Consider the following 25947-nt stretch of genomic DNA (forward strand, 5'->3'; position numbering starts at 1 on the left):
CTTCCGAGCAGCTGGATCCCGGATCGCTATCGCGTCCGGGATGACGAAAAGCTTTGGCAAAACCTCTTCCCAAATTCTGACAGAATGACAAAACACTAAAACGCCTCTTTGCAGTCATACCGCCCTCTCTCTTTATACCGACACCTTTCTGTGCTTTACACCGTCATACCGGCCCCCGAGCCGGTATCCAGTAAATCACCCAACGTAAGATAAACACCGAAGGTAATTTAAATCCCGAGCAACTGGATCCCGGATCGCTACCGCGTCCGGGATGACAAAACACTAAGAGGCCTCTTTGCAGTTATACCGGACTCTCTCTTTATATCGGTACCTTTCTTTGCTTTACACCGTCATACCGGCCTTCGAGCCGGTATCCAGCAAACCACCCAACGTAATATAAACGCCGAGGGTAATTTAATCCGAGCAGCTGGATCCCGGATCGCTACCGCGTCCGGGATGACTCATGCAGAGTAGACGCACCCGGAATGACGAAAAGCTTTGGCAAAACCTCTTCTCAGATTCTGACAGGATGACAGAGCATTAGGACACCTCTTTGTAGTCATGCCACCCTCTTTATTTATCCCGACACCTTTCTTTGCTTTACACCGTCATACCGGCCCCCGAGCCGGTATCCAGTAAACCTCCCAACGTAATATAAACTCCGAGGGTAATTTAATCCGAGCAGCTGGATCCCGGATCGCTACCGCGTCCGGGATGACTCATGCAAAGTAGACGCACCCGGAATGACGAAAAGCTTTGGCAAAAGCTCTTCCCAAATTCTGACAGGATGACAGAGCATTAGGACATCTCTTTGCAGTCATACCACCCTCTTTATTTATCCCGACACCTTTCTTTGCTTTACACCGTCATACCGGCCTCCGAGCCGGTATCCAGCAAACCACCCAACGCAATATAAACTCCGAGGATAATTTAAATCCCGAGCAACTGGATCCCGGATCGCTATCGCGTCCGGGATGACAAAACACTAAGAGGCCTCTTTGCAGTTATACCGGACTCTCTCTTTATACCGGCACCTTTCTCTGCTTTACATTGTCATACCGACCCCCGAGCCGGTATCCAGTAAATCACCCAACGTAATATAAACACCGAGGGTAATTTAACTTCCGAGCAGCTGGATCCCGGCTCGCTACCGCGTCCGGGATAACTCATGCAGAGTAGACGCACCCGGAATGACGAAAAGCTTTGGCAAAACCTCTTCCCAAATTCTGACAGGATGACAGAGCATTAGGACATCTCTTTGTAGTCATACCGGCCTTCGAGCCGGTATCCAGTAAACCACCCAACGTAATATACACACCGCAGATAATTTAACTTCCGAGCAGCTGGATCCCGGATCGCTATCGCGTCCGGGATGACTCGGGGAGAGCTAGCGGCATCGATGACTTGGGTAGGGGTAGTCGCCGGGACGACTACAATGGAGAAAAGAATCCAGAATAAGCAAAGAAAAAGGGCGTACCTAGGTTGACGATAAAACACAACAACCTAGAACAAAGGAACCCCATTACGCCCTACCGTAACGATCCTCAAAACGGACAATATCATCCTCACCCAAATACGATCCCGATTGTACTTCTATCAATTCCAAGGGGATCTTACCGGGGTTTTCCAAAGCATGGACTTCACCTATTGGAATATACGTTGACTGATTTTCGGTCAGCATAATCGTTTTTTCGCCAATAGTGACCTTGGCTGTACCCGACACCACAATCCAATGCTCGGCCCGGTGATGATGCATTTGCACCGACAATTTGGCACCCGGTTTTACGGTAATACGCTTAACCTGATAGCGATCGCCATTGTCAATGGAGTCATAAACTCCCCAAGGGCGATAAACATGACGGTGATGCAAAAACTCACTGCGGTTTTGCGCCTTTAATTCATTAACAATGCTTTTTACTTCCTGCACTTTATCTTTGGCCGCGACTAACACCGCATCGTTGGTTTCCACCACCACCACATTATCCAAGCCCACAGTGGCAACCAAGCGATGTTCTGCACGCACATAGGAGTTTGTGGTGTTATGACTTAACACATCACCGCTAAACACATTGCCCGACGTATCACCTTCACCCACTTCCCATAATGAAGACCAAGCACCAACATCACTCCAGCCTGCAGATAAAGGCACAACCGCCGCTTTATCAGTTTTTTCCATTACGGCGTAGTCAATAGAATCATCTGGGCAAGCCGCAAACGCCGCTTTATCTACCCGCAAAAAATCTGCATCGCGGCTCTTGCCTGCATAAGCCTTTTCGCAAGCGTCATAAATATCCGGTCGATGGGCTTTTAATTCTTCCAAATATAACTGGGCAGAAAATAAAAACATGCCGCTGTTCCAGTAATACTCACCTTCATCGACATAAATCTTCGCCGTCGCTTCATCCGGCTTCTCAACAAACCGTGACACCACAAAGGCATCATCCGCCAATGCGGCACCACGCTGAATATACCCATACCCGGTATGGGGCGACTCCGGCACAATACCGAATGTGACGAGCTTACCCGCGTCAGCCTGAATTTTGGCCTTAGCCACTGCCGCATGAAAGGCATCAACATCTTCAATTAAATGATCCGCCGCCATTACCAGCAGAAGGCAATCACCACCAATAGAATCCAGCGCCTCAAAGGCAGCCAGTGCAATAGCCGGCGCCGTATTACGTCCTTGGGGTTCAAGAATAATAGCGTCTGAACTCGCACCAAAAGCCTGAGCCTGCTGGGCCACAATAAAGCGATGCTCTTCATTACAAATGACCGACAAACCATCATCATTCAAGCCCGCAACCCGCTGCAAGGTGGTCTGTAACATCGTCTCATCACCACATAGCGACAAAAACTGCTTGGGATACAACCCCCGACTTGAAGGCCATAAACGACTGCCACTTCCACCAGCCATAATTACTGCACGCATATCATAACTCCTTTAAAAATAGTTTTTGTTCAACGTGTTCCTGTACTGAACCAAGGTGAGCATACAAAAAGATATTTGCTCTACCTATCGCTATTGGGACTCTTTCATTCCGCGCCAAGTATAAACACCAAATGTTAAACTCAACCCCGAGCAACTGGATCCCGGATCGCTACCGCGTCCGGGATGACTCATGCAGGGTAGGCGGCCCCGGAATGACGAAAGACTTTGCGCAAAACCTCTTCCCAAATCCTGACAGAATGACAGAGCATTAGGACGCATCTTTGTCGTCATGCCCGCACCTTTCTTTTCTTTACATTGTCATACCGACCTCCGAGCCGGTATCCAGTAAACCACCGAGCGCAATATAAACACCGTGGTTACATTCAACCCGAGCTGCTGGATCCCGCCCGGATCGCTATCGCGTCCGGGATGACTCATGTAGGGTAGGCGACCCCGGAATGACGAAAAGCTTTGCGCAAAACCTCTTCCCAAATCCTGACAGAATGACAGAGCATTAGGACGCATCTTTGTCGTCATGCCCGCACTTTTCTTTACATCGTCATACCGGCCTCCGAGCCGGTATCCAGTAAACCACCGGGCGCAATATAAAAACCGCGCTTAAATCCCACCCCGAGCAACTGGATCCCGGATCGCTATCGCGTCCGGGATGACTTGGGCGGGAGTAGGCACGAAGGTCAGAGGGTAATCCCCCAGTAGGCGCACCTATCCCTTTTCTTACAGCGGTCACCCCGGTCCCCGAGCCGGGGTCCAGTAAACCAGAGGACTCAAGCCATACTTTTACACATAGCCATCGGGGTTCTGACTTTGCCATCGCCAAGTATCTTCCATCATTTTCTCTAAACTGCTATCCGCAGTCCAACCTAGCAAAGCTTTTGCCTTTTCAGCATCCGCCCAAAACGCTGGCAAGTCACCACCGCGTCGTGGTGCAAATTGATAAGCAATTTTCTGACCAGTGACGCTTTCAAAACTATTCACCATCTCAAGCACTGAAACGCCTTTGCCCGTGCCTAGGTTTAATGGGTACAACCCCGGTTCATCCAATAAGCTTAATGCTCGACAATGGCCATCGGCCAAATCCATAACATGCAAATAATCCCGTACACAGGTGCCATCCGCTGTGTCGTAATCATTCCCAAAAATCGCCAACTCCGGCAACTTTCCTACCGCCACCCGGCTAATAAACGGCATTAAATTATTGGGAATTCCCTTTGGGTCCTCGCCAATTAAACCCGACGGGTGAGCGCCAATGGGATTAAAATAACGTAGCGCCGCTATCGCCCAGCGCTCGTCGGCAACCGACAAATCCATTAACATCCGTTCGACCATCGCCTTTGATGCCCCGTAGGGACTGGATGGCTGGCCAAGCGGCATGGACTCTTCATAAGGAACCGGCGCATCGGGCCCATACACCGTAGCCGAAGAACTAAACACCAGCTTAAATACGCCCGCTGCCGCCATCGCCTCACACAAGACCAAGGTGCCATGCACATTGGTCTCGTAATACAACAGTGGTTTTTCGACACTCTCACCAACCGCTTTAAGCCCCGCAAAATGAATAACCGCATCAATATTGTGGTTAGAAAATATATCCGACAACACTGCAGTATCACGAATATCCCCTTGGATAAAAAAAGGACTTTCGCCGATAATCTTTTCAATACGATCAAATACAAGTGCAGAGCTATTTACCAAGCTGTCTAAAACCACCACATCATGGCCTAAAGCCAGCAACTCCACTACAGTGTGGCTGCCAATATAACCAGCGCCACCTGTTACTAATATCTTTGCCATAAACAACGACCTAAACTAAATCTGATAGACATAAACACCTTGGTTACATTCAACCCGAGCTACTGGATCCCTGATCGCGTCCGGGATGACTAGGTGTGACGATACCTCCTTGTCGTCATACCGGCCTCCGAGCCGGTATTCAGTAAACCACCGAGCACAATATAAACACCGTGGTTACATTCAACCCGAGCTGCTGGATCCCGGATCGCGTCCGGGATGACTAGGTGCGACGATACCTCCTTGTCGTCATACCGGCCTCCGAGCCGGTATCCAGTAAACCACCCAACGTAATATAAACACCGAGGGTAATTTAACTTCCGAGCTGCTGGATCCCGGATCGCTTATCGCGTCCGGGATGACTAGGTGCGACGATACTTCCTTGTCGTCATACCGGCCTCCGAGCCGGTATCCAGTAAACCACCCAACGTAATATAAACACCGAGGGTAATTTAACTTCCGAGCTGCTGGATCCCGGATCGCTTATCGCGTCCGGGATGACTTCGGCGGGAATAGGCGCGTCTGGGATGGCTTCGTCGGGAGTAGGCGCGTCTGGGATGGCTTCGTCGGGAGTAGACGCGTCCGGTATGACGAAGGTTGGAGCAGGCGCCCGAGGATGACGAAAAAGTAGCCTCTACCCTTCGCAGTCATCCCTGTTTTGAGCCTGGCTCCAAAATACTCACACTCCGCCCACGCCCTATTCCGTAATAGGCGATGCCGTAAGACTCAAGCAATTCAGGGTCATAAAGATTTCGTCCATCCACAATGACTGGATGCGCTAATGTCTCTTTAATTAAATCAAAGTCAGGCGCTTTAAAAACATTCCATTCGGTGCAAACTACCAAAGCATCCGCTCCATTTAAGGCAGATTCCTTTGTTCCCATTAAACTTAATTCTTTTCTATTACCGTAAATACGCTGGGTCTCATTCATCGCTTCAGGATCATAAGCCTGCACTGTCGCGCCCGCGTCCCAAAGCGCCTCCATCAAGACCCGACTCGGCGCATCGCGCATATCATCGGTATTTGGTTTAAACGATAACCCCCACAATGCAATTTTCTTACCGTTTAAATCACCATCAAAATATGCAGACAAGTTAGCAAACAGCTTACTTTTCTGACGAGCATTAACATCCTCAACTGACTTCAATAGTACCGGGCTATAACCCACTGATTCTGCCGAACGTACCAAGGCCTGAACATCTTTCGGGAAGCACGACCCCCCATACCCACAACCAGGATAAATAAAGTGATAACCGATGCGAGGGTCAGAGCCAATCCCTTGCCGCACTTTTTCTATATCCGCGCCCAAACGCTCAGCCAGATTAGAAATTTCATTCATAAAACTGATCTTGGTCGCCAACATACAATTAGCCGCATACTTGGTCAGCTCAGCCGAACGCACATCCATCACAATCAGTTTTTCATGATTACGATTAAACGGCGCATACAACTCCCGCATACGCTCTTCGACGTTAGGATTATCTGTACCAATCACAATACGGTCTGGTCGCTGACAATCGGCAACCGCCGCCCCTTCTTTTAAGAACTCGGGGTTTGATACCACATCAAAACCAATCTCCACACCCCGCTGCGCTAACACAGCGGCCACACAAGCAGAAACCTTATCCGCAGTGCCTACAGGCACCGTGGATTTATTAACAATAATGCGATGCTCGGCCATATGTGTAGCAATCGTGTTGGCTACAGCCAGCACATACCGCAAATCAGCCGAGCCATCTTCATCAGGTGGCGTACCTACCGCAATAAATTGAACGCGGCCATGCTTTACGCCAGCCTCAGCATCAGTAGTAAAGTGCAGGCGACCTGCCTCATGATTTTTTTGCACCAACGGTGCCAAACCCGGCTCAAAAATAGGCACTATGCCTTTTTTCAGGTTTTCGACTCGCTCAGCGTTCACATCCACACAGACAACAGAGTGGCCGACCTCGGCAAGAACAGCGGCCTGCACAAGGCCCACATAACCAATACCAAATACGGTGACTTTCATTAGAAAACAAGCTCTTATGGTAGGGAAAATGCAATATTAACACGTATAAAGCAGCTTGGGCCTTCTCGCTGCAACACAAACATCGCAAAAAATGATTGTAGTAACTATCACAACAAACCAAGCTCAGGCCAAGACCTTCCTGCCACTAAAGGCTTATCAAGTTGCAGCCATTGCGGCATGAAGTCTGCAAAGATCCGGCAGGTTTTCGACATGCTCGGTAAGGGCCTGATGGCACAAGCCTGCGCGATTGAGGATTACGCCCAACGCAGACCTGCCTTCAATGCAGTGGGCCGTGCCATGGTGGAAACCTTCAGCCGGTCGGCCAACGCCCCCTACACACACTGCCTATAGAATTTTAATTGAATTCTCCCGTGCTTCAAATACTCCAATATTTGCCGAATGGTATCATCGGCTGATACCATTCGGCATGGAGAACGATGGCGGAATAGAAAATCTATTATTACTGGATGGATCGATCCTAGATCAAGGTGATGGCTACTGGGTAAAAATTGAAGCTCGGCAGCTTGCGCCAAATCAGGACATTCCGCATGGCATTCGGTATTCACTGACGCTCCATAACCGTTATGGAACTAGGTTGATTGGTTACGACAATGCCCATGCGGTGAAACCACCAAAAAAATTTAAGTACGCAGGCCAGAAACTACCGTACGACCACAGGCACCGTAGCGCAGTTGATAAAGGGGTGCCCTATTTATTTGAAACCGCCCACCAGATGCTGAAAGATTTTTTCAAAGACGTTGATGACGCCATGAAAAGAGAAAAGAAATGAAGACACTCAAAATTGGGATTATGCCCAAAGACAAAATTCGCGAGCGCACGCTGGCTATCGCCAAAGGCGAACTCACACCAAAACCCGGCGACCCAAAAGTATGGTTTACCTCCATGAAATCAATTGCCGAGGTGTTAAGTGACGAAAACAGAGCCCTGCTGCATGTTATTGCACAGACCGAGCCGAATACGATCGCAGATCTTGCGCGGTCAACAGGGCGCAAACCAAACAACCTATCTCGCACCCTAAAGACAATGGCTAACTACGGGATTGTGGAACTGAAAAAGAAGCATAACCGAGTTACTCCTCGCGCGAAGGCGACAGAATTTACCGTGTTAGCCAACTAGCCTAGCCTTTAACGTCTGGCGCTGAACCTGTAGGAGGCCGCTGGCCCAGGCCACCTTCTCTTGCGATGAACCCGCAATTCACCTTGGCCGAGGCCGATGAATTACGCATCGATCCAACCCAAACCCCATCGCGGTCGGCCAAGGTGAATTGCGTAGCAAGAGAGGGCAGCCTGGGCTGGCCCGCTCCCACCAAACAGGTACGCTGTAACACATCACGACACGATTGGGTGGTTTTGTAGGAGGCCGCGCCCGAGGCCGATAGAATTACGCACCAACCCAGTCCAAAAACGATCGCGGTCGGCGCCGCTTCTACACGCTCGGAATTGAAGGCTCTGCCTTACCTTCCAAGGCAGCTTGAACAAGTAACCCCAAAAATTTCGTGAAAGGCTCTATGTTTTGGTTTGTGCTGGCCTCTTCAAGTGCAGCCATGTAATCGTTGCGCTTTTCTAGCGGCACAATCGTCCAAGGGTAACCGCCACTGGCAAGCATCGCATTCATCAAAAAGCGCCCTGTACGGCCATTGCCGTCCATATAGGGATGAATATAAACAAATATAAAATGCCCTAGCACAACGCGCACAGCGGCATTTTCTTCTGCTTTTAATAACTCAAAAAACGCTGGCATTGCATCGCGCACCGCTTCTTTACTGGGCGGAGTGTGCATGGAGCGGCGGATAAAAACGGGCGCATTTCGATAACCCGCCAGATCGGCGGGCTTGTGAATGCCAGCCGCTACTCCGGGCGCAAACATTTCGCGATACCATACGCGATGATCGTTATCGACGACTTCCCCTGCATTATGCCCATCGAGTATTTGCTCTATACTTTTACGCACGGCTTGATAAGCTTGCCAATAGCCTCGGGCGGCCAAAGCATTCAGCCGCTCTTTATCATCGGTATTTTGTTCTGGGTTCCAGTCTCCAGTGCGAACGCGGTTGATCAGCTCTGGCGTGACGCGATAGCCCTCAATAGAGAGCGAGTGATAGGCGTCTGTTACATACACATCTTCAATGTGCTTCATGTATGCGGTTTTATCAACGGTTAGTGAGGGAGATGCAGGAAAGTGCGCTATCACGGTTTCTCTCATATCCTGCCACATAAGCCGAATACGATTCACAGATGGAGATTGCTCGCGCCGCGAGAAGCTTAGGCTTGATTGTTGCTCAAACGGGTCTGTTTCGCGCAAATCATACCCCGCCGCGCGCATTGTACCCATAATGTCGTCGGCAATTTGATTGCGGCCAATATTCCTGAATGCACCCGCCAAGCGGCCAGCAATAGAGCTATGTCCTCCCTCTAGCAATTGCTCCAAGACTTCAGAGGCATCACTGACCATGGATAATGCCGCGCGCATATCGGTTGGCTTTTGAGTGAAGCTTTGTTTACTACAGGCAATCAAAGCAGCGGGAAGGCTATACATACGCAACCCGTTTTTAGTCGTCACCTGAGCCGGTTCAGGGAGTGCAGCGCGAATATCTAATAGTGACGTGCCATGAGGTAATCCGGTTACATTGTTCCGTGCCTTAGTGGCTCGAACTAATAACTGCTTGGGTACAACCATATTCTCGGTATGAAGCGCGATAGATTGCTCAGGTGACAAGCACCAATCGTCGCCTTTTAAATAATTAAGATAAGCTGCACAAAATTGCCAAAAGGACGCATACCAAGCCGTGCTCTCCCCGCGCGTTTCATCAGGGCGTGCAGGCACATACCAGCCCTTGATAACCTCCTCAAGAAAGCCATTTTGAACGAGGCGCTCGCGGTGAGTACGCGAGAGATCGGCAGAACGTATGGCAACTGAACCATTTGCCTGAAGGCCGTAAAGGGCATCTAATGCATCAGCCAGCTTTTCGGAAGGGGTTGCCATAGTGGCTCTTCTCGCTTATCGCGCGCACCTATTGCTCGCTTATTGCGTTGTACCATTATTCGCTTATTATGTCGAACGATAATTCGCTTAATGACCGATATGCTTTGTAGGAGGCCGCTGGCCCAGACCACCTTCTCTTGCGATGAACCCGCAATTCACCTTGGCCGAGGCCGAGGCCGATGAATTACGCACCAATCCAACCCAAACCCATCGCGGTCGGCGCCCGCTCCTACCAAACTGGTACGTTGTATCACATCACGACACAATGGGGTGAACCTGTAGGAGGCCGCGCCGAGGCCGATGAATTACGCTCCAATCCACCCCAAACCCCATCGCGGTCAGCCAAGGTGAATTGCGTAGCAAGAGAAGGCAACCTGGGCTGGCCCGCTCCTTCACGTGGTGATACGGTGCTTTTGTACCATCGCGGTCGGCGCCCGCTCCTACCAAACTGGTACGTTGTATCACATCACGACACAATGGGGTGATCCTGTAGGAGGCCGCGCCGAGGCCGATCGAATTACGCACCAATCCAACCCAAACCCATCGCGGTCGGCCAAGGTGAATTGCGTAGCAAGAGAGGGCGGCCTGGGCTGGCTCGCTCCTACGCATTTTGGTGGTTTTGTAGGAGGCCGCGCCTGAGGCCGATCGAATTACGCGCCCTCACCCCTTGGGAACCCGCCCATACCGATCTTCAAAACGCACTATATCGTCTTCACCCAAATACGAGCCAGACTGTACCTCAATCAATTCCAAAGGTATTTTACCGGGGTTTTCTAAGGCATGAACAACGCCAACGGGAATATAGGTCGACTGGTTTTCCGTCAGCATTAATTCTTTATCACCATTCGTGACTTTGGCAATACCCGACACCACAATCCAATGTTCAGCGCGGTGATGATGCATTTGCACAGACAGCTTAGCACCCGGCTTTACGGTAATGCGCTTAACCTGATAACGCTCACCATTATCTATAGAATCAAACACACCCCACGGGCGATACACATGACGATGCTGACTCACCTCACTGCGGCCTTGCGCCTTTAATGACTCAACAATCTTCTTAACATCTTGAACCTGATCTTTAGCTGCAACCAAAATGGCATCATTGGTTTCAACCACAACAATATTATCTAAACCCACCGTCGCCACTAAACGGTGCTCTGCTCTAATATAAGAATTAGATGTGTTATGGCTTAACACATCACCGCTGCTGACATTGCCAGATGCATCTTGATCGCCAATCTCCCATAAAGAAGACCACGCACCCACATCACTCCAACCGGCAGACAACGGCACCACCACCGCCTTATCGGTTTTTTCCATTACCGCATAATCTATCGACTCATCTGGGCAGGCTTTAAACGCGTCGGCATCAATCCGTAAAAAATCGACATCACGGCTTTTACCCAAATAGGCTTTCTCACAAGCGTCATAAATATCAGGGCGAAAGGCTTTTAGCTCTGCCAAATACACATCAGCAGCAAACAAAAACATACCGCTATTCCAGTAATAGCCGCCGTCATCCAAATACGATTGCGCTGTTGCTTCATCAGGTTTTTCGACAAAACGTGAAACCGCATAAGCACCGTCGCCACTTTCAACACCACGCTGAATATAGCCATAACCAGTATGCGGGGACTCCGGCACAATCCCAAAGGTGACCACCTTGCCAGCCTCAGCTTGTAACTTGGCTACTGAAACGGCAGCATGAAATGCAGCCACGTCTTCTATAACGTGATCCGCAGCCATCACCAACAATAACGGCGCAGCACCATCAGAAGAATCCAGCGCATCGAAAGCCGCAAGCGCTATCGCTGGTGCGGTATTTTTGCCTACTGGCTCTAAAATTATTGAACCTAATTTCTCGCCCATTTCCTGAGCTTGCTGGGCGACTATAAAGCGGTGTTCTTCATTACAGATAACAGAAGTGCTGTTCGACAATCCCTGAACACGAGACAAGGTTGCTTGGAGCATAGTTTCTTGATTTGGAATTGATAAAAATTGTTTGGGGTATAAACCACGACTTGAAGGCCATAAACGGCTACCACTGCCGCCAGCCATAATTACTGCACGCATACTGCGATTCCTTTGCAAAAATAATTGAAACAGCCTGAGGTTGTAAGCAAAAGCCGCCCACTTAAAGCGCAGCGAATGCCTTGCGTCCGACTTCCGATCAGCACGTTTAACATGGCAGCCCCATGTCAAATAATAGCTTGCAAGCCCTTGTCAGCAATGACGTTAAGCAGTTTGAGCGCTGGGCCGGCTGGGCGCGTTTCGCCATGCTCCCACTTGCGTACCGTCGAAGCGGTGGTGTGCAAGTGATGGGCAAATACGGGTTGGCTAAAGTGTAATGCCTCACGCAGGTGTTTAATGTCGCTTGCACTGAACTCGCGCACTGGCGGCGGACAAAGTGCGTCAAACTCTCGCATCGTCACTTTGCTAACCGCGCCAGCCTCGTGCAATGCGGCCAAATCACCCCGCAGCGATTCAATGATTTTACTCGTCACAACATACCTCCAATAAAACACCAGCTTGTAATGCTGCTACCAACTCCTTAGACGAAAGCGCCAGAAATACCTTGCCGACATAGTGCAGCGCTTTTTTCTCGTCCCGTGTAATATTCGCCTTGTCGCGTTTCGGGAACCCATGCAGGAAAACATAACGACAACCGACACGGGCCGATAGTAGCGTACGGTAGCCGCCACTCTTACCCGCCCCCGGACGGGCTATCCGCTTTTTGTAGAGATGGCCGCCTAAATCGGCATCTATCAGCCCCCGCTCCATCTCCTGGGCCGCCTTGCACAAGACCTCATTGGGCAGCTTTTCGCTCGCCTGCCACCGTGCGAAGTCCTTTCGCTTTAAGATTGCCATATCTCTTCAGCCTCAAAACTATACCCGTAACGGGTATTATTATCTACTCCTTGTAAACAGATCGCCACCCAAGCCACCCGTAAAAGCTACTTCAGCTGCGACGAATCTTGAATCTAATACCACAACCTTTCTCGTCAGTCCTCCAGCATCCGGCGTACTGCTTCTGACCTTCTCGTCAGACTTCCGACACCCGGCGTCAGACCTTCTTTTACTCTATCGCCAAACTGCCAAGGTATTAAAACCCAAACGCTTTTTCACAAAATAAACCGCAAGTAAATTTTGAGTCGCTACGGCAATCGCTGTGCCAATCGCAGCACCAACAATACCGAACTGCGCCGTTAAAAACCAAGTGAACAGTAGCGCCAACGTTCCCGAGATTAACGTCACATTGCGCATATCTCGTTCGTGGCCAGACATCATCAGCAGAAAACCAACGGAACCCGTCATCGCATTAATAAATTGGCCAATCGCTAAAATCTGCAATAATGCGGCACCTTCTGTAAATTCCGCGCCAAATAGACTCATCAAAAATGAAGGGAAAACCAACATGACACCAATAACGGGAAGGGCGAATAAGCCAATCAATTTAACCGACTTAATCGCCAAACTTTCTAGCTGAGCCATGTCATTGTTGCGGTACAACTTAGCAAATCGTGGCGCCACAACCAAATTAACCGCTATCAATATAAAACTACTCAGCATCGCAGTCCGTTGCGCAACCGCCAATTGCGCTAAAGCCTCACTGCTCACATAGGCGCCCGCCATAAACTGACCTGACCACTGCACCATTTGCGACATAATCACAACGACCCATAATGGGCCGCAGCTAGCAAACAACTCACGCCATGAGATCGTTGACCTGCCTTCACGGGGCCGAAACCAATAAAACAGACTAAAACCGATAGCACCCACCGCAATAGAGGCAAAAGCATATACCCCCGCCAATTGCGCTGCAGATGAATATCCAACCAGATATAAACTAAGAATAAGTAATAAATTGATCGCAATATTGAGCACAAAAATAGACGCAGACACACGCCTCAATCCCTGCAATGCCATTGCTGAAATAGTCAATACAGACAGGCCAACAACCCCGAAAGCCATATATTGCAATACCGGCGCAAGCTCGGGCTTAGAAAAAAGCGTTTCAGCAAACAATGGCGCACAGAAATATAAAACTATCGCGCTGAATGAGCCAAGTAACAGGATTAAAAATACAGATTTTAACGTTGTATTTACCGCAAGATCCGGTGCACTTCCGGTATAACGCAAAACCGTATTATCTAAACCAGCACGTGAAAATGCAGAGATAATGGTAATAACAGAGAAGGCTAAAAAATAGTAGCCTGACTCAGCCGCACCTAAATGGCGAGCTATAAAAAAGGTCGCGGCAAAACCACTTATCGCACCTAAAACGCGGATGACAAAGGCGGCCGCACTACTGACTAATAGGTCTCGATTATCAGCGTTCGCTAAAATATGCTTTACTTTTGAAGGAAGCAAAAGGATTACTCATGAAAAAATTAAAAATGCATGTCTAATATTAGCGACTCGGCACCCATCTCATTCAACTAGAAAGCACATACTACTAATTAGTCGGAGCAAGACAATCTACATAAACTGAAAATCTCCCTTTCAAAATTTCGTAGAACTTTCTCACAATCGATATTCTCTTGAGCGTAATCCGCGGCCATTTTATTGGGAGTGTCACGTTTCAAAGCACACTCAATCCCATCAATTAAGGCGTCTACATCTTCCGGCTCAACCAACTCAGCAATTCCCGCGTATTCACTGCAAAGTATTCCTAGCTCTGTATCAGCCTCCGCAGTAATAACAGCATTGCCGCCAACAGCTAGTATATTCGTTAATTTAGAAGGTAGCACGGCATCAGCTACCCCACGCTTTTGAATCACCAAATGGCAGTCCGCAGATGCTAATAAAATTGGCAACTGCTCAAATGGCAACAATGATGCAAAGTGGACATTTTTTAAATCTTTACTAGCTGCTAAAGTCTTTAACTTGTCTTTGCCCGCACCATCGCCAACAATTACAAAATCATACGGCTTATCACATAATTTCTCAGCAGCCTCTATGACTTGCTCGAGTCCTTGCTTATCGCCAATATTGCCAGAGTATAGAACCATTTTATTTCCGGCAGTAACACCTAGCTCACTCCGTAATTGTTCAGAAGGGGTAACTCCAATAAACTTTGAGGTATCAGACCAATTTGGAAAAAATATAAGCTTCTCTTTAGAAACTCCTTTTTCCAGCGCTTTGCTCATCATAGAGAGTGAGATTGTAGACACTCGCTCAAAACTACGCAGCACCAAATTCTCAAAAACTCTCGCAAACTTACTAACTAAACCATCATTCGCCATACCAAGACCAAACATAGCGTCAATTTCATAGTCTTGAATATGTAAAATACTTTTGGCGCCACACAAGCGAGACACTAACGCACACATAGGCGAGGAAAAGAGCGAAGGAACTGGATTTATAATAATAGTTGGCCGCCAAAATAACTGACCAAGTAAAACAGGAAACGTAGACAACGCGAAACTAAGCAAATGTATTAGTCGTTTAATTGTTGTTATATCACTTGGTACGTATATTGGGCAGCGGCGCACATGAACACCATTAAGCACTTCTACTCTATAGCGGAAGCGACTATACGGGTGTTGAATTTTCCACTGGGGGTAATAAGGTGGCGCGGTAATCACCCTAACTGAATGCCCTTGCTCAGCAAGCCACTCAGCCATCTCGCCAGTATATTTTCCAATACCCGTCATTTCAGGCGCGTAATTTAATCCAACTATCAGTATTTTCATTTACGCCTTGCCACAAGCAGTATAAAAGTAGTCTTTACTGTACTGATGAACATCTGGACTACTGAGAATTTCATCAGCCGAGCGCCACGTATAATCACTGTGCTGGACAACGGGTAAATTAAGCTTGTCCTTATCCATTACAATTTCATAAGCCAATACAACATAATGAGTGCTTACATCCTCACCAAATACACAGTCGTCATAAAAATGCTGAAAAACGCCTACCCAATTGGCTTTTTCTCTAGAAAACACTAAACCCAGCTCAGTGCCACTTATGCGAAAAAAAGCATCATCTAAACGCTCATTTTTCTGAATCCGCCCTCCAGGTACAAACCAATGATTAGCCGCAGGCCTATTACGCCGCCAGCCTAATAAATAGCCGCCACTAGACGCGTCCTTTACTAGTAAGTCAATTGAAACTAAGGGGAGAGTTGCAATGCCTTGGGAGAACACTTGCTCATCAAGCCAGCCGCTCACAGACGAATATCCGACTCATGCTTCAAAAACCAAGCATAAGTTGAACGCAAACCTTCTTCTAATGATGTTTGAGCCTGCCAACCCATAGCCCCTAAACGTGAAACATCCATTAATTTACGCGGTGCACCATCTGGCTTACTTGTATCAAAAACAACTTCCCCTTTAAATCCGACGACCTTGGCCAAGGTATGTGCCAACTCTGCAATAGTGCAGTCAACACCTGTACCCACATTAATATGTGACAGCATAAGCTGAGTATTAGCATCGTAGGTTTCTTTATCGAGATTCATAACAAAAACAGATGCTTCCGCCATATCATCCACATGCAAAAATTCACGCATCGGCTTACCCGTGCCCCACACAACAACCTCAGCGGCGTTACTTTTAGCAGCCTCGTGAAAACGACGCATCATCGCTGGTATTACATGACTATTTTCAGGATGAAAATTATCATTCTCGCCATAGAGGTTTGTCGGCATCACGCTACGATAATCAACACCATATTGGCGGTTGTAAGATTCGCACAATTTAATGCCTGCAATCTTGGCAACAGCGTATGGCTCATTGGTTGGTTCGAGTGCTCCGGTTAGCAATGCAGTTTCTTGCATTGGCTGCTCAGCCAACTTTGGATATATGCAAGAAGAACCGAGAAACAATAATCGTTGTACACCAGACTTAAACGCTGAGTGAATAATATTGCACTCGATCATCAGGTTTTCATAAATAAAATCAGCGGGGTAACTATTGTTCGCCACAATCCCGCCCACTTTTGCCGCCGCCAGATACACTTCATCAATCTTCTGGGTAGCAAAAAAATCCGCCACCATTTTTTGATTAAGTAAATCCAAAGAGCCTCGATCTGCTGTGACTATGTCATAACCACCTAAAGACACTAAACGACGCACAATGGCAGAGCCAACCATACCTCGATGACCAGCAACAAATACGCGTTTCATTTAAAAAGCCTCTTAGTTTTCACGAGCAACCGACACATCAAAACCATGGTCTTTTAATAAAGCATGGCGTTTTGCTTTATCAAGATCAGATGCAACCATCTCAGCGCACATTTCTTCAACAGTGATCTCAGGAACCCAGCCCAGCTTGGCTTTTGCCTTACTCGGATCGCCTAACAAGGTTTCAACCTCGGCTGGGCGGAAATAGCGAGGGTCAACACGAACAATCACATCACCAACTTTAACACCTGGCGCTAAATCCGCATTTACGGCAACAACATTGGCCTGCTCATCTACGCCGCTACCAGAAAATTCAAGCTCAATACCGGCCTCCTGAGCAGACATACGAACAAACTCACGAACTGAGATTTGCTTACCCGTCGCAATCACAAAATCTTCTGCCTGCTCTTGCTGCAACATCATCCACTGCATGCGCACATAGTCCTTCGCATGCCCCCAATCCCGCAAGGCATCCATATTACCTAGATACAAACACCCCTCTAAACCTTGGGATATATTTGCAATAGCACGAGTGATTTTACGAGTCACAAAAGTTTCACCACGACGCGGTGACTCATGGTTAAACAAAATCCCATTACAAGCATACATACCGTATGACTCTCGGTAATTTACCGTAATCCAGTAAGCATATAGTTTCGCAGCGGCATATGGAGAGCGAGGATAAAATGGCGTGGTTTCTTTTTGTGGAATCTCTTGGACCTCACCGTACAACTCAGACGTAGAGGCCTGGTAGAAACGTGTCTTCTTCTCTAAGCCCAATAGGCGAATAGCCTCTAAAATACGCAATGTACCTAAAGCGTCGACATCAGCCGTATACTCTGGACTTTCAAACGACACCGCGACATGAGATTGTGCACCTAAGTTATAAACCTCGTCAGGCTGAACTTCTTTCAAGATACGCGTTAGATTAGATGAATCAGACAAATCGCCGTAATGAAGAATAAAGTTCTTATTGTCGGTATGAGGGTCTTGATAGATATGGTCAACGCGCTCAGTATTAAACGAAGAGGCGCGGCGCTTAATACCGTGAACCTGATACCCTTTTCCGAGAAGAAACTCAGCCAAATACGAGCCATCCTGCCCTGTAACACCGGTAATAAGGGCTACTTTTCCAACCATAGTAATACTCCAAATTCACTTTTTAACGTTAAAAATTTCTTTTGCTTTATCAAGCGGTATCTTCTCAAAAATCTGTAACTTTCCACCGATAGTGGCGTCATAAACTACTCGCCCATCTCGCTCAAATGCATCCCTCGCCATTTGATATTCCACTTCGCTCTGGTCGAGATTAGGAATCCCCCAAAATTGACCCTTCGCAAAATAATTTGGATCAAAATGATCTACGTCTTCTGTCTTTTTCTTTTCTATATCATGCGGCTTACCTTGGGCTTTAAACGAATGATCAACCCCAAAAAGGACGACAGGGTTTGCGCCTGTATAATATGCAAACTGAAGCGCTATGTAAGTGACCGTTGCTGACGATCCAGCCCCCATCGCCAAGTCTTCACTAAATTGGTTGTCCGAATTTGCGAGAAAATAATTCATCGCCTTTCGCTGGCTTCGCGGCAAAAAGTGCCGACATTTCCAGCCTATAAACACTGGGACAAGGGATGACTTAAATGCCTGCCAATTTTGTTGTACAACCAAGTTATTCAAGCAAACAACCAAAGAAGGGCGCCACTTCGTTTTTGAGTAAATCAAGTCGATTTTATTCATACCAATCGACGCACACCCTTCAAAATCGTCAAGCGGGGTGTTATTCAGGCTCGGGCCATTTCCTATAATCAGCAGAGGCCGTCCTTCATAACAGCCCTTCCACTGCTTAATTTTAGGTATCTCGCGAGGAGCAGGGTAAGTGATCCTATCCCACGCATATCGGATAGGCTTAGTCGCAAAAATCAAGAACCTAAGCATAATATACCTACCATCTCCAAAAAAATCTTCGTCACAATAACCTACGCAAAATTTCACTATGATCAAAGCTAACCCTGCTCGCAGGGTCTACAAAACCAAGAGGCTCTCCGGCCAACATTTTTCCCAAATACTCAAGCGAAGACAGAGATATTATTTTTTCATAATTCCCATATTGCCTTTCTAAATACCCACCTTTACGAATAACAACAGGCAATCCTAGCTGCACCGCCCTACCAAATATACCAGACGGCCTGTTCACTGACTGGTCATAGTATGCATAAACGAAGCCAGCATTGGCATAAAGAGCCAGAATCTCAGCATCACTCACATATCGATTCACTAATGTAATGTTAGGAATATTCTTTAACTTTTTTTCGTCCTCTAAATCCATCTTCCCAGCAAAAACCACAGGTATATCCCCAAAGGACGACACACTAGAAATCAACTCATTTTTACAACGCTTTTCATTGAGCGCGCCGAGCACCAAAAGATACCCCTTTTGGCCTAGCACCTCGCAAGGTGTCTCAGACTTACTTTCAATAAAAGGAAGATCCCACAATTGCGGATCATATATGCATTTTGTAACGTAACGCCCCTCATACTGACAGAGCTGCGGATAGTGGATTGATACATAACTTACGCGTTTAAACTTCAAAAGCAACTGTATCAACCGTCGCTTTACCCTTGACTTCAGGCGACTACCTAATAAATCCTCTGTTCTTACAGAAAGGAATAGTGAAGGCCGCCCCAGCAAAGCCCTCAATATAACAAAAGGAGCAAGCGCCAGATGTTGGGAATCTCCATCAATAAGAACAAGTGATTCGCAGCCTATGATATCAGCTATATTAGCTGACTCAGCAACATTGCCCTCTCCCGCTAAAGAATGGCATAGCTCTCCATAACTTTTATAGTGTCCGAGCTTATTTGTTGTAAGAAACAAAAAACCATTAGTCATTTTTATAATCAACCCTAAACAACCACAGACCCTTATTTGCCATCACACCTACAGCGAGCCCGCTAACAACGGCGATTTCAGGAACAAAAAATATTTCAGTTGTCACAAAGAAGTAAACCGCAGCAACAAAAAACAGAAAACTAAACCCCCTTCCATCAGGGTGATTAAGTGACAAAGAAAAAATAACCATTCGGTGAAAAACAAAAAAAACGAGAAAAATAGAAGAGATCAATCCGTAATGCAAGCTCATATAAAGCACCCCGCTATCTATACTATTTAGCAGAGGGAAATCACTATACAATCTCGGCCCTACAGATCGATCACCAAGACCTATTGGGAATAAAAAATAATAAATATGCGAAACAAGGTATTCCAAATAATAAAACCGCTGCGAAAACGACTGCTCAGACGCAACTCCACTACCTGAAAACACTCTAACCAAAGCATCACTTTTAGCAATAATTTGAGAGTATCTTGCCTCATCATCAAAAATTAAATTATAGACGTAGTCAAAAATACCAACCCTCTCCGAGACCCACGCCCCAGATAGAAAAATCGCGACGAGAAAAAATGATTTTTTTGCTGCTCCACTTTTAGATAAACCGCTATAATGCCAAACAGGAAAAACTGACATTGCCAACAAAAATAGATAAATTCTATAATTTGACAACATAGCAAGATAAAAGAAAAATCCTGACAAAATAATAAATACGATTGGCAACCCTAACCTGGATGCTGAAACCAACAAAGCAAGCATAAGCAGAAATGGAAGACGGTATTTATTTGAATACTCTTCATTCAATATCACACCTTGGTGATTAATATAGAAAAGCAAATACAGCGCGAGAATCCCTGAACCAAAGACCAGAAACCAAACTAAGGAGCGACTATCAATCTCGACTTTTTTCACCAACACAAAAAACACAAAAAAATAAATTATCGACCTGACGTGAGAAACTTGATCCGAAAGTGATATCCCATAAAGCAAACCAAGCAAAATAGCCATAAATGGGACAAGAATAAAAGTCGCGTACCCCCACAAGGACAACGCTGAAATAAAGCTGCTCAGCACAGCACGACTGTTAGCGAGCACCACAAAAAGAAGCGAAGGAACCAACAGCAGTTCAAGAAAGTAGAACCCATTAAAATTCAATAAAAGACGAGGGTAATAGGTTCCCGACAAAAGCGCAGACACAAGAATCAGCAGAAAATACACTCTACCTCTGCCTAAAGATGACACATCAAAGCGCGTCATTCTATGTATCCATATTCTTTCATTTCTTTCCGAAAAGTATCCTCAATCAATCGCACGGATTCTTCAGAAAGATGATCTACCCAGCCACCGCTAATCCCCTGCCTCATGAACATTATGTCACTTCTAGTATTGGCAACTTCCTTCCATTTTTTTTCTGACTTTTTTTCCGCCTCCTTCATTGACTCAAATGAAATTTTCTCAGAAATAATATGAAGGGCTCCTCCGGCAGAGACATCAACTCCGACAAAACTAGCAACCTCTGATATCAACTCCATAGGACGAAGCCGAATGTCCTCGTATCTAACCAGAAGATATTTTTTACTATTTTTGTTTATAGACGCCCAACTCCCGACATGCTCCGACCAGCTAGAAAAATTATCAACCTCTCCATTAACAAAAATCTTGCAAAAATCGTCAATTCCCATTTCGTCCGATATTGCGTAATTTTTCTTTAGATAAAAATAGTACGAAACACATACATCCCTCGGGTCGCGCACAACATTAATTACGCACTTGTATCTATCATCAAAATATTCATGACTTTTTAAATATCTTCGCCCCGTCATTGCTCTCAATTTGTATTGGCGAGTTTTATAGACATCAGGGACGTATTTATCTATCGCCTCGATATCAAGCTCCTGCCCATGGTATACCAAGTTTGCAATTAAGTTCCTGAGCCAAGTATTTCCAGACTTGGGGTATGAAACCAAGAAAATATCGGTAGGTCGAAAGTCAATATTATTGCGTGCAGCCAAGCTCAAACCAAGCATAGACTTTACGCCTTGAAAAAAATCATCCATAAACTCTAGAGCTCCATTCTCATGCAGGATCATGCAACTTACCGCTTATTCCACCTGAAATATCGATTATCGAACCATTTAAGAATGGACCTGCCTGCTCTATAACAAAATAAGCGATATCAGCCACCTCTGAAGGACGTCCAAGTACCCCCGCTGGATGACATGCCGCTAGCTCTTCATATTTTTCAGGCGCATCTTTAAAACCATCAACAAGCATTTCTGTTTCAATAGCAGCAGGTGAAATCATATTCACTCGAACCTCCCCAGCCAAATCCACAGCCATCGCTTTTGTCATCGTCTCCAATGCACCTTTAGAGGTTGCATAAGCAACAAACTGTTTTTTTGTCAGCCCCGAATGAATACTACCGATATTAAGAATTGCCCCCTTGTTGAGCTTCAAATTTTCAGCACAAATTTTTGCCAAAAAAAACGGGACAACGACATTCACATTCAATGAGACCTGAAAAGAATGCACACCAAGCTCAGACAAAGGAGCCAGTATTTGTACTGCTGAATTATTTATAAGCCCTTTAAGCTTATAATTAGAAAGCACATCAGCAAGCCAAGCCTTTGCTTGGCATTGAAGATCATCATTTTTAGCCAGATGATCAAAGTCGACTTGAAAATACTCTTCGCAGGAAGCTTTATCCGCACTCAACCCAATACCGATTACAGCATAGCCTTGAGCCGAGAACTTTTCTTTCAAGGCTCGTCCTATGCCACCGTTCGTTCCGGTAATAACCACAGCATTTTTCATGCTTTTATGCCCAGGAATTCAGCAATATGCCCAATAGCTTTGAAATTTGTTTTCTCCACAGCATCTTTGGTGTTTGAACTGTTATGGGAGCCGAACACACACAAAGGGTGACTACGCAAATAACTATCCATAGGAAGCGGCTCAACTTCAAACACGTCTAAAGCGACTGAATGCACCTTGCCCTCTACCAAGGCCGATTCAAGTGCAGTCTGGTCAATTAGTGGACCACGAGCCACATTAACCACTCGAACTCCAGGTTTGCATTTATCGATAACTGACGCATCCAACATATGGAAGTTATGTTTATTAAGTGCACAGGTAAAGACTAAGAAATCGCAATCTTCAACACCATCTGGCCAGGATTTCAACGAAGCAACCTCTGGGGCTATATCTTTTACACCTGGATCCCAAACAATCGAGTTCATACCACAAGCATTTAGGCGTCTTACAGCGTTAGAGCCGATATCGCCAAAGCCAATGACACCGACGGTTTTACTTTCAAGGGAGATGCCGCGATTTTTAGGCCAGCGCCCTTCACGAATACCTCTATCAATGGCAAACGTCTCTCTTGCAAGCGCTATCACGTAACCCAGTGCAACATCAGCGACTTCCGCTCCGAACATATTCGGCGTATTGGTTATTGGTATACCCAGCTCATGGCAAGCGTCGAAATCGACGTTATCTACCCCTATGCCCCACTTAACCGCTGCTTTCAGCTTACCAGCTATACCGGCCTTAAAAACTTCGGCGGTCGCAGGGTCATCACCAATAATCCAGCCATCTACGGTAGGCACCAACTCAATAAGCTCTTCCACCGACAGCGTTTGTGTTACTTCTGGGCATACCGCCTCGAGCCCCATAGATTCCATAATAGGAATAAACTGCTCTTTCATCCCTAGCATCGGCGGGCAAGTTACTAATATACGCATTGAGACTACCTTTTAGCGGTGTTTTAAATGGAGTGCCAAAGCTTCGGCCATAACCCAGTCTTCTGGCTCGTCGATATCTACTGATTCTAAAGCCGAAGTAATATACATCATCGGTTTTTCGCCAATTCTTGCATTTGTTTTGGAGAAAGACTCGCGGCTAAACAAGTACAGACATGAATTTTCTTCAAACCAGGGTTCTAAATCCTGAGTACGCACTAGATCTGCCGGATTGTGATTCACAGGCGTGATATCTTCTTTATAAAATCGAGTTTGAATCTTGTTTACGCTAAATAACGAGTCACTTGCTTTGTCGCGAGCGAAAACCTCAATAGCATCACGTATTGTAGTGCTAGAAATTAACGGATTTGTTGTATGTGTCATTAAGTACAATTCAGACTCCACGTTTCTTATGTCGTCTTCTAAAATAAGATTCATAGACACAAAGTCACCGCATAACTCTTGCTTTCTTTCACGGATGATTATTCGATCAGAAGGAACTAAGCCATTCTCTAATAAAATATGTTTTGCATCGGTATTAATTACCACACAATCAATTTCAGGGACTGCTAACAAAGCATCTAATATCCATTGAAATAATGGCTTACCTGCTAACAATCTAAAATTCTTCCCTTTTACACGCTCACTATTTGCCTTCATTGGCAATAATGCGACTACTCTCTTTTTCATACTCTTCTCTTTCAATATCTTTCGGGTAGAAGTATCTATACTTCATTTCTTGTGAGGCTTTGCGATGCTCATGGTGACCGCGATACGTACCCCAATATTGCATCAGTCTAAACAAAATAATGGATGGGAGCTTTTTTACTAGCACTCCTTTGTCTACGGCTGAAGCCATGTCTTGAAGCACACCGGCAAAGTAGAACCGAAAGAGGTCGGTAAGATTAAAATGCATACCCGGCATGATCTTTTGAAGCGCGTAAGCCTCACGCTCGTAGCGTATTTTTACTTGCCGCCAGCTTTCGTCATGTATGTGGTATACCGGCGCATCCGCTCTATACGCCACACACCCACCACCCTCTTCTACTATGCGACGCGCAAGATACATATCTTCCAAGCCCGTCAATTCTTCGTTAAATTTATACCGCTGCCATGCGCTGCGACTTACCGCCGCATTCGCATTATTGCAAAAGTAGCCCTCTTGCGGTTGCTTAGAATACTCAGGATAAAATTTATTAAATAATTCATTCTCAGAAAATTTTGTTGTATCTCTAGCAACTTGACGGCCGTAGGAATATTCGGCCGTACGATCTCTTAACGGCTGGATTAAATTTTTAAGCCAATTTTCTGTCGCGGGAATACAGTGCCCACTAATAAATATTAAATAATCACCAGAAGAAAATTCACAACCGATGTTTAATGATCGGCCAAATGTAAAATCTTCTTTTTTGATATATGTAATTCGACAACCGAATGATTTTGCTATCTCAATAGTTTTATCTGTAGAGCCTGAGTCAACAAGTACAACTTCAACATCGAAATCTTCTTTCGACTGATCACGGATAGTGGTTAATAGTTCAGGAAGATAGCGCTCTTCATTTAAGGTCCGAATCACTATGCTAGCTATTTCTTTCATACAGCACCGATTTCAAATTCATCTAAACTAACCAGAAAAGTCTTACCGGAGCAGGGGAACTGTTTCATCTCAATATCTGTCAATCCAACGCTAGCCGTTGTGACAAGGATTTTATTCCCCGCAACTGCACAGCTAGTAGGTTGCGGTACCGGTAATTTAAAGTCAGCGACCAATTTACCATCATGTAAACGTCTTTTTGTAACCCGCCAGCCACCCCACTCAGCGTTATAGAGGAATCCATTTTCAATAGCTGAACCGTCTGGCGTAGCGCCATTACTTAAACTAAAGAGCTCATGGCGGGAACTAGTAACACCAGAATATTCCGCATGAAACATGGTTTGAATGTACGAGTCGGCAAAGTAAATAACTGAACCATCTTCCGGCCAAACGAAAGTGTTTGGTATACCTATTTTTTCAATAAGTGTTTCAATAGTGCCGTTTAGATTAATTCTAGAAACCCATCCATTTAGTCCTGAAGGCTCCCACTCCATAACACCAAAAACAATACGCCCTATTGAATCAAGACCCGCATCGTTTGTTCTATGAGTATCTGGCAAATTATAAGAGTACTTTACGAAAGAAATCCCCGTGTCTAAGTTAAACTCGTAAACACCATTATTAGCGACCAATAAAACAACTGCGCCAGCTTCTCCAAAAGGAATTAATATTGCTGACGCCGTATATTGCAATTTATGAATAGATGTTGAGGCAGACCCAAGAACTGATTTTTCAAATAGCTTCCGAGAAAGAATATCAAGCCAAACAAACGACTGTCGAGCTTCTATCCAAACCGCACTTTCTCCCAGCTCACATGAAGTATCATCAAAAATAAAATAGCCCATA

At 46.1% G+C, this 25947-nt stretch carries 23 protein-coding genes; 2 read left to right on the top strand and 21 right to left on the bottom strand.

Features of this window, described 5'->3' with window-relative positions; genetic code table 11:
• Positions 1-1522: 1522 nt before the first annotated feature.
• From IMCC21906_RS00670 to IMCC21906_RS00680, 3 genes are all read right to left on the bottom strand, one after another.
• Positions 1523-2929: a mannose-1-phosphate guanylyltransferase/mannose-6-phosphate isomerase gene (locus IMCC21906_RS00670; RefSeq protein ID WP_047010547.1), complete on the bottom strand. Its 1407-nt coding sequence runs from the start codon at positions 2927-2929 to the stop codon at positions 1523-1525.
• Between the two features lie 798 nt (positions 2930-3727).
• Positions 3728-4741: a UDP-glucose 4-epimerase GalE gene (gene galE / locus IMCC21906_RS00675; protein ID WP_047010548.1), complete on the bottom strand. Its 1014-nt coding sequence runs from the start codon at positions 4739-4741 to the stop codon at positions 3728-3730.
• 644 nt (positions 4742-5385) lie between these two features.
• The gene (locus tag IMCC21906_RS00680) at positions 5386-6747 is read right to left on the bottom strand and encodes a UDP-glucose/GDP-mannose dehydrogenase family protein (protein ID WP_047010549.1); all 1362 of its coding nucleotides are present in this window, start codon (positions 6745-6747) and stop codon (positions 5386-5388) included.
• A 280-nt stretch (positions 6748-7027) separates the two neighbouring features.
• On the opposite strand from IMCC21906_RS00680, the gene IMCC21906_RS00685 reads away from it, so the two are divergent.
• Together IMCC21906_RS00685 and IMCC21906_RS00690 are read left to right on the top strand one after the other, a co-directional pair.
• Complete coding sequence (locus IMCC21906_RS00685) at positions 7028-7537, top strand: DUF6516 family protein (protein ID WP_197085927.1); 510 nt, start codon at positions 7028-7030, stop codon at positions 7535-7537.
• The gene (locus IMCC21906_RS00690; protein WP_047010551.1) at positions 7534-7884 is read left to right on the top strand and encodes a winged helix DNA-binding protein; all 351 of its coding nucleotides are present in this window, start codon (positions 7534-7536) and stop codon (positions 7882-7884) included. Before IMCC21906_RS00685 ends, IMCC21906_RS00690 begins: the two co-directional genes overlap by 4 nt.
• Positions 7885-8193: 309 nt before the next feature.
• Here IMCC21906_RS00690 and IMCC21906_RS00695 read toward each other — a convergent pair whose 3' ends face one another.
• From IMCC21906_RS00695 to IMCC21906_RS00780, 18 genes are all read right to left on the bottom strand, one after another.
• A complete protein-coding gene (locus IMCC21906_RS00695; RefSeq protein WP_047010552.1) occupies positions 8194-9750 on the bottom strand; it encodes a Fic family protein in 1557 nt (518 codons plus the stop codon).
• Positions 9751-10410: 660 nt separating this feature from the next.
• The gene (locus IMCC21906_RS00700) at positions 10411-11826 is read right to left on the bottom strand and encodes a mannose-1-phosphate guanylyltransferase/mannose-6-phosphate isomerase (RefSeq protein ID WP_047010553.1); all 1416 of its coding nucleotides are present in this window, start codon (positions 11824-11826) and stop codon (positions 10411-10413) included.
• Positions 11827-11951: 125 nt separating this feature from the next.
• Positions 11952-12257: a DNA-binding transcriptional regulator gene (locus IMCC21906_RS00705; RefSeq protein ID WP_047010554.1), complete on the bottom strand. Its 306-nt coding sequence runs from the start codon at positions 12255-12257 to the stop codon at positions 11952-11954.
• Positions 12247-12621 (bottom strand): type II toxin-antitoxin system RelE/ParE family toxin, encoded by a 375-nt coding sequence (locus IMCC21906_RS00710; protein ID WP_047010555.1) that lies wholly within the window; start codon positions 12619-12621, stop codon positions 12247-12249. The genes IMCC21906_RS00705 and IMCC21906_RS00710 overlap by 11 nt, the downstream gene beginning before the upstream one ends.
• Before the next feature lie 213 nt (positions 12622-12834).
• A complete protein-coding gene (locus tag IMCC21906_RS00715; RefSeq protein WP_047010556.1) occupies positions 12835-14124 on the bottom strand; it encodes a flippase in 1290 nt (429 codons plus the stop codon).
• Positions 14125-14213: 89 nt separating this feature from the next.
• Positions 14214-15449: a glycosyltransferase WbuB gene (locus IMCC21906_RS00720; RefSeq protein WP_047010557.1), complete on the bottom strand. Its 1236-nt coding sequence runs from the start codon at positions 15447-15449 to the stop codon at positions 14214-14216.
• Positions 15450-15926, bottom strand: a complete 477-nt coding sequence (locus IMCC21906_RS00725; protein WP_047010558.1) for a GDP-mannose mannosyl hydrolase — start codon at positions 15924-15926, stop codon at positions 15450-15452.
• Complete coding sequence (locus IMCC21906_RS00730) at positions 15923-16882, bottom strand: GDP-L-fucose synthase (protein ID WP_047010559.1); 960 nt, start codon at positions 16880-16882, stop codon at positions 15923-15925. Before IMCC21906_RS00730 ends, IMCC21906_RS00725 begins: the two co-directional genes overlap by 4 nt.
• Before the next feature lie 12 nt (positions 16883-16894).
• The gene (gene gmd, locus IMCC21906_RS00735) at positions 16895-18019 is read right to left on the bottom strand and encodes a GDP-mannose 4,6-dehydratase (protein ID WP_047010560.1); all 1125 of its coding nucleotides are present in this window, start codon (positions 18017-18019) and stop codon (positions 16895-16897) included.
• 15 nt (positions 18020-18034) lie between these two features.
• Entirely contained in the window at positions 18035-18880 is an 846-nt protein-coding gene (locus tag IMCC21906_RS00740; RefSeq protein WP_156165950.1) for a 6-hydroxymethylpterin diphosphokinase MptE-like protein, read from the bottom strand.
• Positions 18846-19769, bottom strand: a complete 924-nt coding sequence (locus IMCC21906_RS00745) for a hypothetical protein (protein ID WP_047010561.1) — start codon at positions 19767-19769, stop codon at positions 18846-18848. Before IMCC21906_RS00745 ends, IMCC21906_RS00740 begins: the two co-directional genes overlap by 35 nt.
• Complete coding sequence (locus IMCC21906_RS00750) at positions 19762-21024, bottom strand: hypothetical protein (protein WP_047010562.1); 1263 nt, start codon at positions 21022-21024, stop codon at positions 19762-19764. Before IMCC21906_RS00750 ends, IMCC21906_RS00745 begins: the two co-directional genes overlap by 8 nt.
• On the bottom strand, positions 21021-21824 hold the full coding sequence (locus tag IMCC21906_RS00755) for a sulfotransferase domain-containing protein (protein ID WP_197085928.1): 804 nt from the start codon (positions 21822-21824) through the stop codon (positions 21021-21023). The genes IMCC21906_RS00750 and IMCC21906_RS00755 overlap by 4 nt, the downstream gene beginning before the upstream one ends.
• Positions 21825-21843: 19 nt before the next feature.
• Positions 21844-22581, bottom strand: coding sequence for an SDR family NAD(P)-dependent oxidoreductase (locus tag IMCC21906_RS00760; RefSeq protein ID WP_047010563.1), 738 nt, complete (start codon positions 22579-22581; stop codon positions 21844-21846).
• Positions 22578-23474, bottom strand: a complete 897-nt coding sequence (locus IMCC21906_RS00765) for an NAD(P)-dependent oxidoreductase (protein WP_197085929.1) — start codon at positions 23472-23474, stop codon at positions 22578-22580. Before IMCC21906_RS00765 ends, IMCC21906_RS00760 begins: the two co-directional genes overlap by 4 nt.
• Positions 23475-23522: 48 nt before the next feature.
• A complete protein-coding gene (locus IMCC21906_RS00770) occupies positions 23523-24197 on the bottom strand; it encodes a cytidylyltransferase domain-containing protein (RefSeq protein WP_082117292.1) in 675 nt (224 codons plus the stop codon).
• Positions 24154-25104, bottom strand: a complete 951-nt coding sequence (locus IMCC21906_RS00775; protein WP_047010566.1) for a glycosyltransferase family 2 protein — start codon at positions 25102-25104, stop codon at positions 24154-24156. The genes IMCC21906_RS00770 and IMCC21906_RS00775 overlap by 44 nt, the downstream gene beginning before the upstream one ends.
• Positions 25101-25946, bottom strand: a complete 846-nt coding sequence (locus tag IMCC21906_RS00780; RefSeq protein WP_047010567.1) for an SMP-30/gluconolactonase/LRE family protein — start codon at positions 25944-25946, stop codon at positions 25101-25103. Before IMCC21906_RS00780 ends, IMCC21906_RS00775 begins: the two co-directional genes overlap by 4 nt.
• Position 25947: the final 1 nt, after the last annotated feature.

The sequence above is a fragment of the Spongiibacter sp. IMCC21906 genome (genome assembly GCF_001010805.1).
In the GTDB taxonomy this organism is placed as follows: Bacteria; Pseudomonadota; Gammaproteobacteria; order Pseudomonadales; family Spongiibacteraceae; genus Spongiibacter.